This is a genomic window from Streptomyces gobiensis (assembly GCF_021216675.1).
Lineage (GTDB): Bacteria > Actinomycetota > Actinomycetes > Streptomycetales > Streptomycetaceae > Streptomyces > Streptomyces gobiensis.
In genome coordinates this window covers 428,421-442,471 of sequence record NZ_CP086120.1, presented here as the reverse complement: position 1 = coordinate 442,471, position 14,051 = coordinate 428,421, and the positions used below count along the sequence as shown (strand labels likewise).

Sequence of the window (14,051 nt, the reverse complement as noted above, 5' to 3'; positions counted from 1 at the left end):
TGTGGCGGGTTTCATGGGAAGCTGGGGAGCATGAGCGTCGATGTGCCCCGCAGGATCGTCCTTCTCCGACACGCCAAGGCCGACTGGCCCCAGGTGGCTGATCATGAGCGGCCACTCGCGGAGCGAGGACGCAAGGACGCCCCGGTCGCCGGTGACTGGCTCGCCGCCCAGGGCATCACCCCCGATCTCACCCTCTGCTCCACCGCTGCCCGGACTCGCGAGACCTGGAAACTGGTGGTTCACCAACTACCGCAGCGCCCCAAGACCGTCTACGAGAAGCGGATCTACGACGCTTCTCCCGGTGAGCTGATCGCAGTGATCAACGAGATCTCCGACGAGGTCAAGGACCTGCTCATCATCGGCCATAACCCCGGCATCCAGGGGCTGGCCGAGGTGCTGCCAGGCGAGAGCCAGAGTGGTGCCGCGGCCCGGATGAGCCAACGTGGATTTCCCACCTCCGCCATGGCCGTGCTGACCTTCAACGGCTCCTGGAAGTCCCTTGAGCCCGGTGCCGCCCGGCTGGCCGAGTACTGGACCCCGCGGTAGCCCGGCCTTCCTTGGGGAGGCCCGAGTGCCCACCCCCCGCTGGCGCCGAAACGCCCCCAGGCGCTCCTGACTGCCCACGTCGCTGGGGTTTTGGAGGTAGGCCCGGCTCTCTACGCAACCCACCACCCACACCAGCCCAGGCGCTCCGGCAAACCCCGTAGCGGGTCACTGTTCGTGGGTGGCCGCTGCCTCGACTTCCTCGCGGGTGATGCCCAGCAGATAGAGCACGGTGTCCAGGAAGGGCACATTGACGGCGGTGTGCGCGGCCTCGCGCACCAGCGGCTTGGCGTTGAAGGCGACACCGAGGCCCGCCGCGTTGAGCATGTCCAGATCGTTGGCGCCATCGCCGATCGCCACCGTCTGTGCCAGCGGTACCCCGGCCTGCTCGGCGAAGCGGCGCAGCAGCCGGGCCTTCCCGGCCCGGTCCACGATCTCCCCGGTGACCTGGCCGGTCAGCTTCCCGTCCTTGATCTCAAGGGTGTTGGCTGAGGCGAAGTCCAGCCCGAGCTTGTCCTGGAGATCATCGGTGACCTGGGTGAAACCACCCGAGACGACCCCCACCTGATAGCCGAGCCGCTTGAGGGTACGGACGAGCGTGCGGGCACCGGGGGTGAGCCGGACCTCGGTCCGTACCTCGTCCACGACGGACTCGTCCAGCCCGGCGAGCAGCGCCACCCGCGCGTGCAGGGACTGCTCGAAGTCCAGTTCACCGCGCATCGCGGCGGTGGTGATCTCGGCGACCTTGTCGGCGCAGCCCGCGTGCGCCGCGAAGAGCTCGATGACCTCGTCCTGGATGAGGGTGGAGTCCACATCCATCACGACCAGCCGCTGTGCGCGGCGCTGCAGCCCGGAGGCGACGACGGCCACATCCACTCCGAGGGCCGCCGACTCGGTTGCCAGCGCGGTGCGCAGCAGCCCGGTCTCGGCACCCGAGACCTCGAACTCCATCGCGGTCACCGGGTACTTGGCCAGTCGGAAGATACGGTCGATGTTGCCGCCGATACCAGTGATACAGCCCGCGATGGCAGCCGTGGACTGGGTCGTCAGCGGGTGGCCGAGCACGGTGACATGTGAACGTCCGCTGCCGCGCGGGCGGTTGTCGCCCCGGCCGGAAATGATCTCCGCTTGCAGCTTCATGGACTCGGCCCAGCTGTGCACGGTGGCCCGCAGCGCGCCCTCGGTGGTGCCGCTGCCTTGCCCGGTCGGCGCGGTGACCAGCGCGCACAGGGTGATACGGCCCCGGGTGACCACCTGCTCGATGTCCACGACGATCAATGAGTAGGCGGCCAGGGTGTCGAATAGTCCCGCGGTGATGCCAGGGCGGTCCTTGCCAAAGATCTTGACCAGGAGAGTGGGAGTGTCCTCACCGGGCACGCCGGTGGGAGGCAGGGGGGTCTGCGATGCGCTCATGGTATATCCAACGGTATCGGGAGCCGCATACGCCTCGTACGCCTGTCCGTACCTCGGACAGCACAGTCTCTCGTAGGTGGAATGTACCCATTCATTCGGTTTTCGGCCAATGGTCGGGTTGTCGATTGGCAGGTGGTTTCCGGCGACTCGGTGGAGTCCGGCGAGGTGCTTCCTCCGGGGTGACTTCCTGTTCGGCGGCGGAGCCTGGAATAGTGCCCCACGATGTTCGCCATCCCTAGACTCCCTTCGCCGGGAGTAGCTCGGGGGACAACTTTGTGGGGCATGGAGTGCCGGAACTCGTACTGGAACTGAACGGACAGACCTGGGCGTTGGACCCGTCCCGGTCGTACACCCTGGGCCGCGATCCGCAGGGTGATCTCGTGGTGGAGGACGCCAGAGTCTCGTGGCGGCACGCTACCGTGCGCTGGGGCGGGCGCAGTTGGATCATTGAGGACCATGGCAGCACCAACGGCACGTATGTGCATGGCCAGCGGATCCAGCAGATGGAGATCGGCCCGGGCACGACGGTGAATCTGGGCAACGCCACTGATGGCCCGCGGTTGAGCCTCACCGGCTCCGCCGCGATGGCCCAGCAGCAGGCCCCTGCCGTCCCTCCGCAGCAGCAACCGCAACCGCAGCAACCGCAGCCGCAGGCTGGGCAGGCTGGCTGGCCCCAGCAGCCGCCGCACCCCCAGCACCCCCAGCAAGTCCAGTATCCGCAGGCCCAGCCACCCCAGCAGCCCGCTGCGTGGCAGCAGGCACAGCCGCCGCAGCAGGCCGCTGTGCCACCCCAGAAGGGCGGCGGCCAGGGCATACCGCCACAGGGAATGCCCCAGCAGGGCACGCCGCCGCAGGGCAGGAACGGCGACCGCAGCCCGACCACCTTCCACCAGCTCTCGCTCGGCCGTGTGATGCGTATCGGTCGTGCGCTGGAGAATGAGCTGGTCGTCTCCGACCTGCAGGTCTCCCGGCTGCACGCCGAGTTCCAGGCCAGCCCCGACGGCCGCTACGAGATCCATGACCTCGGCAGCCACAACGGTACGTACGTCAACGGTCAGCAGCTGCCGAAGAACGGCCGTCAGCAGATCGGCCCCAGCGACATCGTCGGCATCGGCCACTCCACCTTCCGGCTGGTCGGCGACCGGCTTGAGGAGTTCGTCGACACCGGTGAGGTCTCCTTCGCGGCCCGCCATCTGACCGTGCAGGTGGGCGACGGCGTAACGATCCTCAACGACGTCTCCTTCGGCGTCCCCGAGAAGTCCGTCATCGGCGTCATCGGCCCCTCCGGATCCGGCAAGTCCACCCTGCTCAAGGCGCTCACCGGCTACCGCCCCGCCAATCAGGGCGAAGTCCTTTACGACAACCGGAATCTGTATACGCAGTTCGCCGAGCTGCGGCACCGCATCGGCCTGGTCCCGCAGGACGACATCCTGCATACCGCCCTGAAGGTCCGTACCGCGCTGCGCTACGCCGCCAAGCTCCGCTTCCCCGGCGATGTCGCCGAGGCCGAGCGCAACGCCAGGGTCGAGGAAGTCCTCGCGGAGCTGAAGCTCGACATCCATGCGGACAAGAAGATCAACTCCCTCTCCGGAGGCCAGCGCAAGCGGGTCTCCGTCGCCCTTGAGCTGCTGACCAAACCATCGCTGATCTTCCTGGACGAGCCGACCTCCGGCCTCGACCCGGGCATGGACCGCGATGTGATGCAGCTGCTGCGGGGCCTGGCCGACGACGGCCGCACCGTCCTCGTCGTCACCCACTCGGTGGCCGAGCTTCAGCTGTGCGACCGGCTGCTGGTGATGGCACCCGGTGGCGGCGTGGCCTACTTCGGGCCGCCGGAGGAGGCGCTGAACTTCTTCGGCTATGGCTCCTGGGCGGATGTCTTCTCCGCCTTCGAGAACTACCGCGACTACGACTGGATGAGCCGCTGGCGCGGCTCGGAGCACTACCAGATGTACGCCGCGGACATCGACGCCGTCGCCCCGCAGCCGGTGCAGTGGCAGCAACAGCAGACCCGGCTGCGCAAGCCGCAGAGCTGGGGCTCCCAGCTGTGGACCCTGATGCGCCGCTACGCCTCGGTCATCGCCTCCGACCGCGGCTTTATGGCGCTGATGCTGATCCTGCCCGCCGTCCTCGGCGTGGTGAGCGTCGTGATCCCCTCCGACCACGGCCTGGGCTTCGGCCCGCAGCGGACGGGCTTCACCAACCGGGACGCCAGCACCATCCTGCTGATCCTCGCGGTCGGTATGTGCTTCTCCGCCGCCGCCAACTCGGTCCGTGAGCTGATCAAGGAACGGGTCATCTACGAACGGGAACGGGCGACCGGCCTGTCCCGGTCCGCGTATCTGATGTCCAAGGTGATCGTGCTCGGTCTGATCACTGCCCTGCAGGGCGTGATCATCTGTGGCATCGGCTTCCTGCCCCGGAAGATGCCCGCTGAGGGCGTGCTCTTCACCGGCTCCCCGGCCGTGGAGATGACCCTGGTCGTCATCGCTCTGGGTCTTGCCTCGATGATGGTCGGCCTGATCATCTCGTCGCTGGTCAAGACCGCCGAGAAGACCATGCCGCTGCTGGTCATGTTCGCCATCGTCCAGGTGGTCTTCACCGGAGTGCTGTTCCAGATCCACGACAAGGTCGGGGTGGAGCAGCTGGTCTGGCTGATGCCCTCGCGCTGGGCGGTCGCCGGTATGGGCAACACCGTGCAGCTCAACGTTCTGCTGCCCTGGGAGCGGGGGAATCCGGATCCGCTGTGGGAGCACGAGGTGAGCCAGTGGCTCCTCAATATGGGTGTGCTGCTCACCATGGCCGTGCTCTGCGGTGTCGTCGTGGCGCGCTTCCTGCGCCGCCACGAGCCGGAGGTCATGCGTAAGTAGCCGTCTCACGCCATACGAGGGGGCGGTGGCCCCCCGGACCGGGGCGCCACCGCCCTCGGCGTATGGGGGCGCGGTGCGCGATCAGTACCAGTTGTTCTTCTGCCAGAAGGACCAGGCGTCACACGGGCTTCCGTAGCGGTCCTTCATGTAGTCCATGCCCCACTTGATCTGGGTGGCCGGGTTGGTCCGCCAGTCGGAGCCGGCCGAGGCCATCTTGGTGGCGGGCAGCGCCTGGACCAGACCGTAGGCGCCGCTGCTGGAGTTGCGCGCGGTGTGGTCCCAGCCGCTCTCGTGCTCCACGATCTTGGCGAAGCACTGGTACTGGGTCCGGTTGCCGATCAGCTTCTTGGCGATCTTCTTCGAATCGCCGGAGGAGGCGGCCGCGAGCTCAGCGGAGAGGCTCGCGGTCTGCTGCGCTGAGCGGCCCTTGTCCGCCTGCGGCTGCGCGTGTGCCGTTCCCGTGAGGGCCGAGAAGGCCAGGGTCACGGCGCCGACGGTGGTGAAACCTACGGCGGCCTTACGGGCCCGGGTCTGACGGCGGGAGAGGGGAGCGGTATGGACGGGCATAGAGGAGGGGACCTTCCGGTTGCCTTGACGCAGGCTCCCTGCGCCGCCAGACATTGTTAGCGAGTCAAAAGACAGAGGGCAAAGAGGACATTTACTACCTTGTCTAGTGGAACCGCCCCAGTCGGAGCTCCTCTTAAAGGGCTGCTGGGCTGAAATGCCCGCTTTTCTCCACTACGCGGTTTCGTAAGTGATGTGGGCCCTATGTGCCGTCTCACATCCGCCCCGCTGGGGACCGACAGAGGGTCCGCGCCCTGATACCCGTCGTAGCCACCACGGGGCAGACCGTGTACCACCCAGCGGCAGCTGGGGGAGGCGCCGGTACGGTGATCAGCATGGTGCTCAGAACCGGGCTGTCCGCTGTCAGCGCCGCACTCCTTGCCATGAACCGGCAGCTCGAGGTGCGCGACGTCCTCCAGACGATCGTCCGCTCCGCCCGCGACCTCCTGGACGCCGAATACGCGGCGCTCGGCGTCCCCGACGACCGCGGCGGCTTCGCCCAGTTCGTGGTGGACGGCGTCAGCGACGAAGAGTGGAAGGCCATCGGCCCGCTGCCCCGCCAGCACGGCATCCTCGCCGCGATGCTCCAGCAGGGCACCCCACAGCGTCTCGCCGATGTCCGCCAGGATCCCCGCTTCGAGGGCTGGCCCGCCGCTCACCCCGAGATGTCCGACTTCCTCGGGATGCCGATCGCCGACGGCGACGAAGTGCTGGGCGCGCTCTTCCTCGCCAACAAGCGGTGCGACAAGCCGGCCGGTGGCTGCGCCTTCACCGAAGAGGACGAGGCGTTGCTGCGCATCCTCGCCGAGCACGCCGCCATCGCGCTGACCAACGCCCGGCTCCATGAGCGCGGCCGTGAACTCACCATCGCTGGTGAGCGAGCCCGTATCGCCCATGAGCTGCATGACGCCGTCGCTCAGAAGCTCTTCTCACTGCGCCTCACCGCTCAGGCCGCCGCGGCCCTGGTCGACCGCGACCCGGACCGTGCCAAGGCCGAACTGCACCAAGTCGCCGGGCTCGCCGCCGAGGCCGCCGACGAGCTGCGCGCCGCCGTGGTCGAGCTGCGCCCCGCCGCTCTGGAGGACGACGGCCTCGTCGCCACCCTGCGTACCCAGATCCAGGTACTCGACCGTGCCCACTCGGCCGCCGTCACCTTCGACTGTCAGGGCGTACGGGCGCTCCCCGCCGCTCAGGAAGAGGCGCTGCTGCGGGTGGCACAGGAGGCGCTGCACAATGCCCTGCGACACTCCGCCGCCAGCCGGGTCGGGGTAGCCCTGACCCGGCGCGACGGCGACGTCGTGCTGCGTGTGACCGACAACGGCAGCGGCTTTGACCCCATCGCGGTCCGCCGGGCCGGACGTCATCTGGGCCTGGTGTCCATGCGTGACCGGGCCAGCGGGGTCGGCGGCGCCCTGACCGTGGTGTCGGAGCCCGGCAAGGGCACCGTAATCGAGATGGAGGTGCCCGGTGAATGACCGGATCCGTGTGCTGCTCGTCGATGACCACCAGGTCGTACGGCGCGGACTGCGCACATTCCTCGAAGTCCAGGACGATATCGAGGTGGTGGGCGAGGCGTCCGACGGCGCGGAGGGGGTGGCCCGCGCCGAGGAACTGCGCCCCGATGTCGTCTTGATGGATGTGAAGATGCCCGGCACCCACGGCATCGAGGCGCTGCGCCGGCTCCGGGAACTGAACCATCCCGCCCGGGTGCTGGTCGTCACCAGCTTCACCGAACAGCGCACCGTTGTCCCGGCCTTGCGCGCGGGCGCCGCGGGATATGTCTACAAGGACGTCGACCCGGACGCGCTGGCGGGCGCGATCCGTTCCGTGCACGCCGGACATGTGCTGCTGCAACCGGAGGTGGCGGGGGCGCTGCTCGCTGAGGAGGGCGCCTCAGGAGGCCAGGGGAGGGGTGGTTCGCTGACCGACCGGGAGCGCGAGGTGCTGGGGCTGATCGCGGACGGCCGCTCCAACCGGGAGATCGCGCGGGCCTTGGTGCTCTCCGAGAAGACGGTCAAGACACATGTCTCGAACATCCTGATGAAGCTCGATGTCGCGGACCGGACCCAGGCCGCGCTGTGGGCGGTCCGACACGGCCTGACCAGCTGACAAACACTGCCGTACGGAGTGAACAGCCGCAATGGTTCGGTGCGTTCTTATCTGAGATTCATACCGTCGTGTGATTGTCGCCCCACCGGCGCATCCTGATCGGCCCCGGCCCGTTTTCCATGGCGTGCTGCGGCGACTGGTCGCAGCGATCGCAAGGAGGGTCAAGAAAGTGAAGAACCTGAAGAAGGTCACGGCCATCACGATGGTGGCTGGTGGGCTCGTCGCAGCCGGTGCTGGTGTCGCTTCCGCCACCGATGGCGGGAAGGCCCACGGCAACGCCCAGCACTCGCCCGGTGTTGCCTCCGGTAACAACGTTCAGATCCCGGTCACGGTGGGGGCGAACATCTGCGACAACACCCTCTCGGTCATTGGCCTTCTGAACCCGCACTTCGGGAACAAGTGCGTTACTAAGTGAGCGCAGCGGCGCGGAACCGTCTGCCGCGCCCGTCGGCCCCCACGGCAACGCCTGGGGGCCGACCCTCGTTTCCTGCCTTAATGCTCCGAATGGGCGGCTAGCGACGCTGGCCCGTGTCATCGGGGAAGCTCCCGCGTTTCTCAGCATGTGGCTCCGCGGCTGGAGTCGTTGACCGTAACCTGGAGGAACACTTCCCATGAACGCTGCCAAGAAGGTCGCTATCGCCCTCGCCGCTACCGGCGTCGCCGCTAGCACCTCCGCTGGGTCCGCAGTCGCCGACTCGGGTGCCGAAGCCCATGCCGTGGGCTCCCCGGGCGTCATCTCCGGCAACATCGTTCAGGTCCCGATTCACGTGCCGATCAACCTCTGTGGCAACTCCATCAACATCATCGGCCTCCTGAACCCCACCTTCGGGAACAAGTGCGTCAACGACTGAGCCGCAGCAGCGACGCAGCGAAGAAGGCCCCGCGGAACAGCCGGTTCCTGCGGGGCTTTCGCGATTTTACGCTCAACTGCGCCTGCGCTCCAGGTCCTCCGCATAAGCGTTATACGCCGCCACCTGCGCCCGTCGCGCCGTACGCTCCACCGGACGCAGCAGTTCCATGCGTGCCGCGATCCCCGACGCGCTCACCGCGCCGCCATGCTCCGGCCCATGCGCGATGGCGATCAGCGCCGCCACCCGCTGCGCCAGCTCCAGCACCCGTACCGCACGTGGCGGATACCCGGGCGCCAACAGCTGCCGCCCGGCCTCCATCCGCGCCTGATAAGCCTCCAGCGCGGCTCGTGTCACCGGGCCCGAACCGGCCACATCCAGTCGCGTCAGGGCCTCGGTGGTTTCCCGCAGGGCGTGAGCCAGCTCCCGCTCGGCCTCGCCCAGCGACGGCACATCCGCGGGCGGCGCCTCCCGGACCGGCAGACAGTGCCAGACGGTCTCCACATGCAGGTCACCCTCCGGGCCCGCCTGGAACACCTCCGGCACCAGCCCCAGCGCGGCGCCCGATACGAGCACCGCCTCCTCGGCGTCCAGCGCCCGCGCATTGAACTCCGGCGGCCCACTCAGCCCCAGCGGGTGCCCCGGCACCGGCAGCGCCACCCGCAATCCGACCGCCCCCAACGACCGCAGCCGCCCCAACGCCAGCGTCAGCGCCACCGGCGCCGACTCGCCCGGCAGCCCGGCGACCCGATGTACGGCGTCCTCCGCGACGATCCGCGAAGCCGCGTCATCCGGTGAGATCTCTCCGGCGAACAGCGCGTTTCCCCAGGCGGCCAACCGCCCCGAACGAGGTTCCTCGAGCATCCCCCCACCTTAGGGACAAGCCTGGCGGCCGGAGCACGGGACGCGTGGCGTAGGTTTGCCCTGGGGATCGTGCCTACAGGCATAGACACACGCGACTGCAATGGGAGACAACGCGCTCATGAGCGATGTACTGGAGCTGGTGGACGTATCCGTGGTCCGCGAGGGTCGGGCTCTGGTGGACGAGGTCTCCTGGTCGGTCAAAGAAGGGGAGCGCTGGATCATCCTCGGCCCCAACGGCGCCGGCAAGACCACGCTGCTCAATGTCGCCTCCAGCTATCTCTTCCCGACCACCGGAACCGCCACCATCCTCGGCGAGCGGCTCGGCAGCGTCGACGTCTTCGAGCTCCGCCCGCGTATCGGCATGGCCGGCAGTGCCCTGGCCGAGAAGCTGCCGCGCTCCCAGACCGTGCTGGAGACGGTGCTCACCGCCGCCTACGGGATGACCGCCCACTGGCATGAGCACTACGACGCCGTCGACGAGGAGCGCGCCCGCGCCTTCCTGGACCGGCTCGGCATGAGCGACTTCCCGGACCGCCAGTTCGGCACCCTCTCCGAGGGCGAGCGCAAGCGCACCCAGATCGCCCGCGCGATGATGACCGACCCCGAGCTGCTCCTGCTGGACGAGCCCGCGGCCGGACTCGATCTGGGCGGCCGCGAGGACCTGGTACGACGCCTCGGACGGCTCGCCCGTGACCCCTACGCACCCTCCATGATCATGGTCACCCACCATGTCGAGGAGATCGCTCCGGGCTTCACCCACGTCCTGATGATCCGACAGGGCAAGGTGCTCGCGGCGGGACCGCTGGAGACCGAGATGACCTCCAGCAACCTCTCCCGCTGCTTCGGCCTGCCGCTCGTAGTCGAACGCCGTGGCGACCGCTGGGTCGCGAACGGCCTGCCCCTGGGCTGACACCAGGCGCTGATCCGAACCCAGCGGGGCTGCGTTCCCCGCTCTGTCCCTGGCGGTGCTACGCGCATACCATGACCTCGTGGATGCATGGGTGTGGTGGCTGGTAGCCGCCGTAGGGCTCGGAATCCCGCTGGTCATGACCGCCATGCCCGAATTCGGGATGCTGGCGGTCGGTGCTGCAGCGGGGGCGATCGCGGCCGGGCTTGGCGGGGGACCCGTAGCGCAAGTGGTGGTTTTCGCTGTCGTATCGACCGCGCTGATCGTAGTCGTACGCCCCGTGGCGAAGCGCATGCGCGCCGAACGCCCGGAGCTGGCGAGCGGCGTCGACGCGCTCAAGGGCCAGCACGCGGTCGTACTCGAACGGGTGGACAGCAACGGCGGCCGGATCAAGCTCGGTGGTGAGGTCTGGTCGGCACGGGCACTTGACTCGGGCGAAGCCTACGAACCCGGCAGCCAGGTCGATGTCGTGGAGATCGACGGGGCGACCGCTGTCGTGATGTGATAGCCGCCGACTCACCGCACAGCCCACAGTCACAGCCCACAGTCACAGTCAACTAACCGTCTAGGGGGACACGATGGACGCCGTCATCATCGTGCTGATCATCCTGGTGGTGCTGGTATTCATCGCACTCATCAAGACGATCCAGGTGATTCCGCAGGCCAGCGCCGCCATTGTGGAGCGTTTCGGCCGTTACACCCGCACGCTGAACGCGGGCCTCAACATCGTTGTGCCGTTCATCGATACGGTCCGCAACCGCATCGACCTCCGTGAGCAGGTCGTGCCCTTCCCTCCGCAGCCGGTGATCACCCAGGACAACCTGGTCGTCAACATCGACACGGTGATCTACTACCAGGTGACCGACGCCCGGGCCGCGACCTATGAGGTCGCCAGCTACATCCAGGCGATCGAGCAGCTCACCGTCACCACTCTCCGTAACATCATTGGTGGCATGGACCTGGAGCGGACCCTCACCTCCCGGGAGGAGATCAACGCGGCACTGCGCGGCGTCCTCGACGAGGCCACCGGCAAGTGGGGCATCCGGGTCAACCGAGTTGAGCTGAAGGCCATCGAGCCGCCCACCTCCATCCAGGACTCGATGGAGAAGCAGATGCGCGCCGACCGGGACAAGCGCGCCGCGATCCTCCAGGCCGAAGGTGTCCGGCAGTCCGAGATCCTGCAGGCCGAAGGCCACAAGCAGTCCGAGATCCTGCGTGCCGAAGGTGACGCCAAGGCCGCCGCGCTGCGCGCCGAGGGTGAGGCACAGGCCATCCGCACGGTCTTCGAGTCCATCCACGCCGGAGACCCGGACCAGAAGCTGCTGTCGTACCAGTACCTCCAGATGCTGCCGAAGATCGCCGAGGGCGACGCCAACAAACTGTGGATCGTGCCAAGCGAGATCGGCGACGCCCTCAAGGGCCTCGGCGGTGCACTCGACGGCTTCCGGGCACCGGGCGGCGGCAATGGGCCCGGCATGAGCAAGCCATCCACTGAGCGGCCCTCGATCGACTGACCGCTTCCCGTATGCGTATGCGTAGGCGTACGCATACGGGAATGGCTGCGCCCCGGTGCTCCGGCAGCGGGGCCGCAGCCATGCCCGGGCGGCCAGGTCAGTTCAGGCGGGCGTGGGCAGCGGCAGCCACTCCGGCAGCGTCTCACCGTCCCGCAGCCCCAGCGCCAGCAGCAACGTGTCCGCCGGCGTCGGCTCGAAGGGCTTGGCCAGCAACCGCATTCCGGCCTGGGCGGGCGTACGGTCGGCCTTGCGGTGGTTGTCCTCCGGACATGCCGCGACCGTATTGAGCCAGGTGTCGCCGCCACCGTGCGATTTCGGCACCACATGGTCCACCGTGGTCGCGCGCCGTCCGCAGTACGCACACCGGTGCCGGTCACGTATCAGCACACCGCGCCGCGACCACGGCGCCCGTTGTCGGAACGGCACCCTGACATAGCGGCAGAGCCTGATCACCTGCGGCACTGGAAGATCAATACTGGTAGCCCGCACCCGCAGCCCAGGATGCGACTGTTCGACGACGGCCTTGTCCTGCATCACCAGCACCACAGCTCGCCGCAGTGACACCGTCGACAGCGGCTCAAAGCTCGCGTTGAGCACCAACGTCTCGCGCATCCCGTCCACCTCACCATCGGCCCCGCCCCATGGCGGGTTGGCACCACTGTGCCGGTGCCCGATCCGGTGGACAACGCAATTTCCTTACGGTGTACGGGAGGTGGCCGCTGCCCAGCGGCAAGAAGAGAGCCTGAATAAGGGACAGCTGAAGGGACAGCTTGAATAAGAGGCAGTCGACGCGGTCATCCGGCCCCCGGCCGGACTCCGACAGATGGCTGGCGCACCCGCGCCCCGCCGCCTCCGCACTGCGGTGCCGACTGCCGGCTACCACTGTGCGTTTCCGGACGACGGGGCGCAACGGATTTTCGCTGAGGGACCCCCGGCTCAGACCTCGGCCAGCTCTTCGTACTCGCCGATCAGCTGGGCGCGCCCGATGGCCTTGAACCGCAAATGGAAGCCAACCACGGCCGGCGTAGCATCCGCGTCCGGCCCGAGCTTCTCCCGGTCCACCGCGTACACCGTGAAGACATAGCGGTGCGGTCCATCACCGGCCGGCGGCGCGGCGCCGCCGAAGCCCTGGGTGCCGTAGTCGTTGCGTACCTGCACAGCTCCCTCCGGCAGCCCCTTGAAGTCACCCGAGCCTGCCCCGGCGGGGAGTTCGGTCACGGAAGCGGGAATGTCGAAGACCGTCCAGTGCCAGAAGCCACTACCGGTTGGCGCGTCCGGGTCGAAGCAGGTGACAGCGAAGCTCTTCGTGCCTTCCGGGAACCCCTCCCAGCGCAGGTGCGGCGAGGTGTCGCCCCCGGCGCGGAGCTGCGCCTCCGACAGCCGTTCCCCCTCGGTCACATCATCGCTGACCACCGTGAACGACGGCACCGGAGGATGGAAGTCATGGGGGAGCGGGCGCCGCTTCTGCTCGGTCACGTTGGAACCTCCTGATCGCGCGAATCGCTGCAACGGCCAGCCTAACGATCCCCGGCCGCCACGGCTGGGACCATGTCCGGGTGCTACGAAAGACGCTGCTCGCTCTCCTGACCGCGCTGGCGCTGCTGCTGACCGGCTGTGGCTCCAACGGATCCGATGGCTCAAACGGTTCTGTGGCCGAAAGCCCAACCGCCATCGCCACTCCCTCCTGGGCCCACGGGATGGCGGTCGTCACCCCGGACCAGCTCCCCGAGCAAGCCCGGGAGACCCTGCGGCTCATCGATGACGGCGGACCGTTCCCCTACCGGAAAGACGGCACCGTCTTCGGCAACTTCGAGCGCCGCCTTCCACGACAGGCCCGCGGCTACTACCGCGAGTACACCGTCCCCACTCCTGGCTCCCGCGACCGTGGCGCTCGCCGCATCGTCACCGGCGAGAACGGCGAGCGGTACTACACCAGTGACCACTACGACACCTTCAAGGCGGTGGTGCAACCATGACCAGCCCCGTATATCTTCCCGAGCTGCCGGACACGGATCTCTCCGGTGTGTTCGACGGCTCCGTGCCACCCGGAATCTACCGTTGGCAGCCCGCCGCCCCTGACACGGAGCTGCCCGAGATGCTCGGAGCGGCGGGGGCCGCGGGCTGGCACAGTGCGGCCGTCGACCTGGGCGGTGTACGGGACAAGGCCGCCTTTCTTGACCGCTGCGCACGCGCGCTGGCGCTTCCCGACTGGTTCGGGCACAACTGGGACGCGCTGGCCGACTCCCTCACGGACCTGTCCTGGTGGGGTGAGCCCCGCGGCTACCTGCTGGTCACCCGCGACTGGGACGGCTTCGAACAGGCGGCCCCCGGCGACGCCACCACCGCCGCCGAGGTCCTCGCCGCGGCCTCGGGCTACTGGTCGGCCCGGGAGATCCCGATGACGGCTCTGCTGGGCTGA

16 protein-coding genes are annotated in these 14,051 nt (G+C 68.1%); 11 read left to right on the top strand and 5 right to left on the bottom strand.

Annotated features, from left to right (window positions below):
* Positions 1-30 precede the first annotated feature (30 nt).
* The gene (locus tag test1122_RS02145; RefSeq protein WP_232267441.1) at positions 31-546 is read left to right on the top strand and encodes a SixA phosphatase family protein; all 516 of its coding nucleotides are present in this window, start codon (positions 31-33) and stop codon (positions 544-546) included.
* Positions 547-711: 165 nt separating this feature from the next.
* Here test1122_RS02145 and serB read toward each other — a convergent pair whose 3' ends face one another.
* On the bottom strand, positions 712-1,956 hold the full coding sequence (gene serB, locus test1122_RS02140) for a phosphoserine phosphatase SerB (RefSeq protein ID WP_232267440.1): 1,245 nt from the start codon (positions 1,954-1,956) through the stop codon (positions 712-714).
* Between the two features lie 287 nt (positions 1,957-2,243).
* Between serB and test1122_RS02135 the strand changes: the two genes are divergently transcribed.
* Positions 2,244-4,826 carry an FHA domain-containing protein gene (locus tag test1122_RS02135; RefSeq protein ID WP_232267439.1) on the top strand — a complete coding sequence of 861 codons (2,583 nt, stop codon included), beginning with the start codon at positions 2,244-2,246 and terminating at the stop codon, positions 4,824-4,826.
* A gap of 81 nt (positions 4,827-4,907) precedes the next feature.
* On the opposite strand, the gene test1122_RS02130 is transcribed toward test1122_RS02135, so the two are convergent.
* Positions 4,908-5,393: a lytic transglycosylase domain-containing protein gene (locus tag test1122_RS02130; protein ID WP_232267438.1), complete on the bottom strand. Its 486-nt coding sequence runs from the start codon at positions 5,391-5,393 to the stop codon at positions 4,908-4,910.
* A 332-nt stretch (positions 5,394-5,725) separates the two neighbouring features.
* On the opposite strand from test1122_RS02130, the gene test1122_RS02125 reads away from it, so the two are divergent.
* The 4 genes from test1122_RS02125 to test1122_RS02110 all read left to right on the top strand — a co-directional run bounded on the left by test1122_RS02125 (position 5,726) and on the right by test1122_RS02110 (position 8,350).
* Positions 5,726-6,865, top strand: coding sequence for a GAF domain-containing sensor histidine kinase (locus tag test1122_RS02125; RefSeq protein ID WP_422396903.1), 1,140 nt, complete (start codon positions 5,726-5,728; stop codon positions 6,863-6,865).
* Positions 6,858-7,499 (top strand): response regulator, encoded by a 642-nt coding sequence (locus tag test1122_RS02120; RefSeq protein WP_232267437.1) that lies wholly within the window; start codon positions 6,858-6,860, stop codon positions 7,497-7,499. The genes test1122_RS02125 and test1122_RS02120 overlap by 8 nt, the downstream gene beginning before the upstream one ends.
* Positions 7,500-7,668: 169 nt before the next feature.
* The gene (locus tag test1122_RS02115) at positions 7,669-7,914 is read left to right on the top strand and encodes a chaplin (protein WP_232267436.1); all 246 of its coding nucleotides are present in this window, start codon (positions 7,669-7,671) and stop codon (positions 7,912-7,914) included.
* Positions 7,915-8,110: 196 nt separating this feature from the next.
* Positions 8,111-8,350, top strand: coding sequence for a chaplin (locus test1122_RS02110; RefSeq protein WP_232267435.1), 240 nt, complete (start codon positions 8,111-8,113; stop codon positions 8,348-8,350).
* A gap of 72 nt (positions 8,351-8,422) precedes the next feature.
* Here the strand turns inward: test1122_RS02110 and test1122_RS02105 are convergent, their stop codons facing one another.
* The gene (locus test1122_RS02105; RefSeq protein ID WP_232267434.1) at positions 8,423-9,211 is read right to left on the bottom strand and encodes a hypothetical protein; all 789 of its coding nucleotides are present in this window, start codon (positions 9,209-9,211) and stop codon (positions 8,423-8,425) included.
* Positions 9,212-9,329: 118 nt separating this feature from the next.
* Between test1122_RS02105 and test1122_RS02100 the strand changes: the two genes are divergently transcribed.
* The 3 genes from test1122_RS02100 (at position 9,330) to test1122_RS02090 (ending at position 11,632) form a co-directional block, all read left to right on the top strand.
* Positions 9,330-10,121 (top strand): ABC transporter ATP-binding protein, encoded by a 792-nt coding sequence (locus test1122_RS02100; RefSeq protein ID WP_232267433.1) that lies wholly within the window; start codon positions 9,330-9,332, stop codon positions 10,119-10,121.
* A gap of 79 nt (positions 10,122-10,200) precedes the next feature.
* The gene (locus test1122_RS02095; RefSeq protein WP_232267432.1) at positions 10,201-10,623 is read left to right on the top strand and encodes an NfeD family protein; all 423 of its coding nucleotides are present in this window, start codon (positions 10,201-10,203) and stop codon (positions 10,621-10,623) included.
* A gap of 73 nt (positions 10,624-10,696) precedes the next feature.
* Positions 10,697-11,632 (top strand): SPFH domain-containing protein, encoded by a 936-nt coding sequence (locus tag test1122_RS02090; protein ID WP_232267431.1) that lies wholly within the window; start codon positions 10,697-10,699, stop codon positions 11,630-11,632.
* Between the two features lie 102 nt (positions 11,633-11,734).
* Here the strand turns inward: test1122_RS02090 and test1122_RS02085 are convergent, their stop codons facing one another.
* A complete protein-coding gene (locus tag test1122_RS02085; protein ID WP_232267430.1) occupies positions 11,735-12,244 on the bottom strand; it encodes an HNH endonuclease in 510 nt (169 codons plus the stop codon).
* A 324-nt stretch (positions 12,245-12,568) separates the two neighbouring features.
* Positions 12,569-13,108 (bottom strand): YbhB/YbcL family Raf kinase inhibitor-like protein, encoded by a 540-nt coding sequence (locus tag test1122_RS02080; RefSeq protein ID WP_232267429.1) that lies wholly within the window; start codon positions 13,106-13,108, stop codon positions 12,569-12,571.
* Between the two features lie 80 nt (positions 13,109-13,188).
* Between test1122_RS02080 and test1122_RS02075 the strand changes: the two genes are divergently transcribed.
* A complete protein-coding gene (locus tag test1122_RS02075) occupies positions 13,189-13,608 on the top strand; it encodes a guanyl-specific ribonuclease (protein WP_232267428.1) in 420 nt (139 codons plus the stop codon).
* Complete coding sequence (locus test1122_RS02070) at positions 13,605-14,051, top strand: barstar family protein (RefSeq protein ID WP_232267427.1); 447 nt, start codon at positions 13,605-13,607, stop codon at positions 14,049-14,051. Before test1122_RS02075 ends, test1122_RS02070 begins: the two co-directional genes overlap by 4 nt.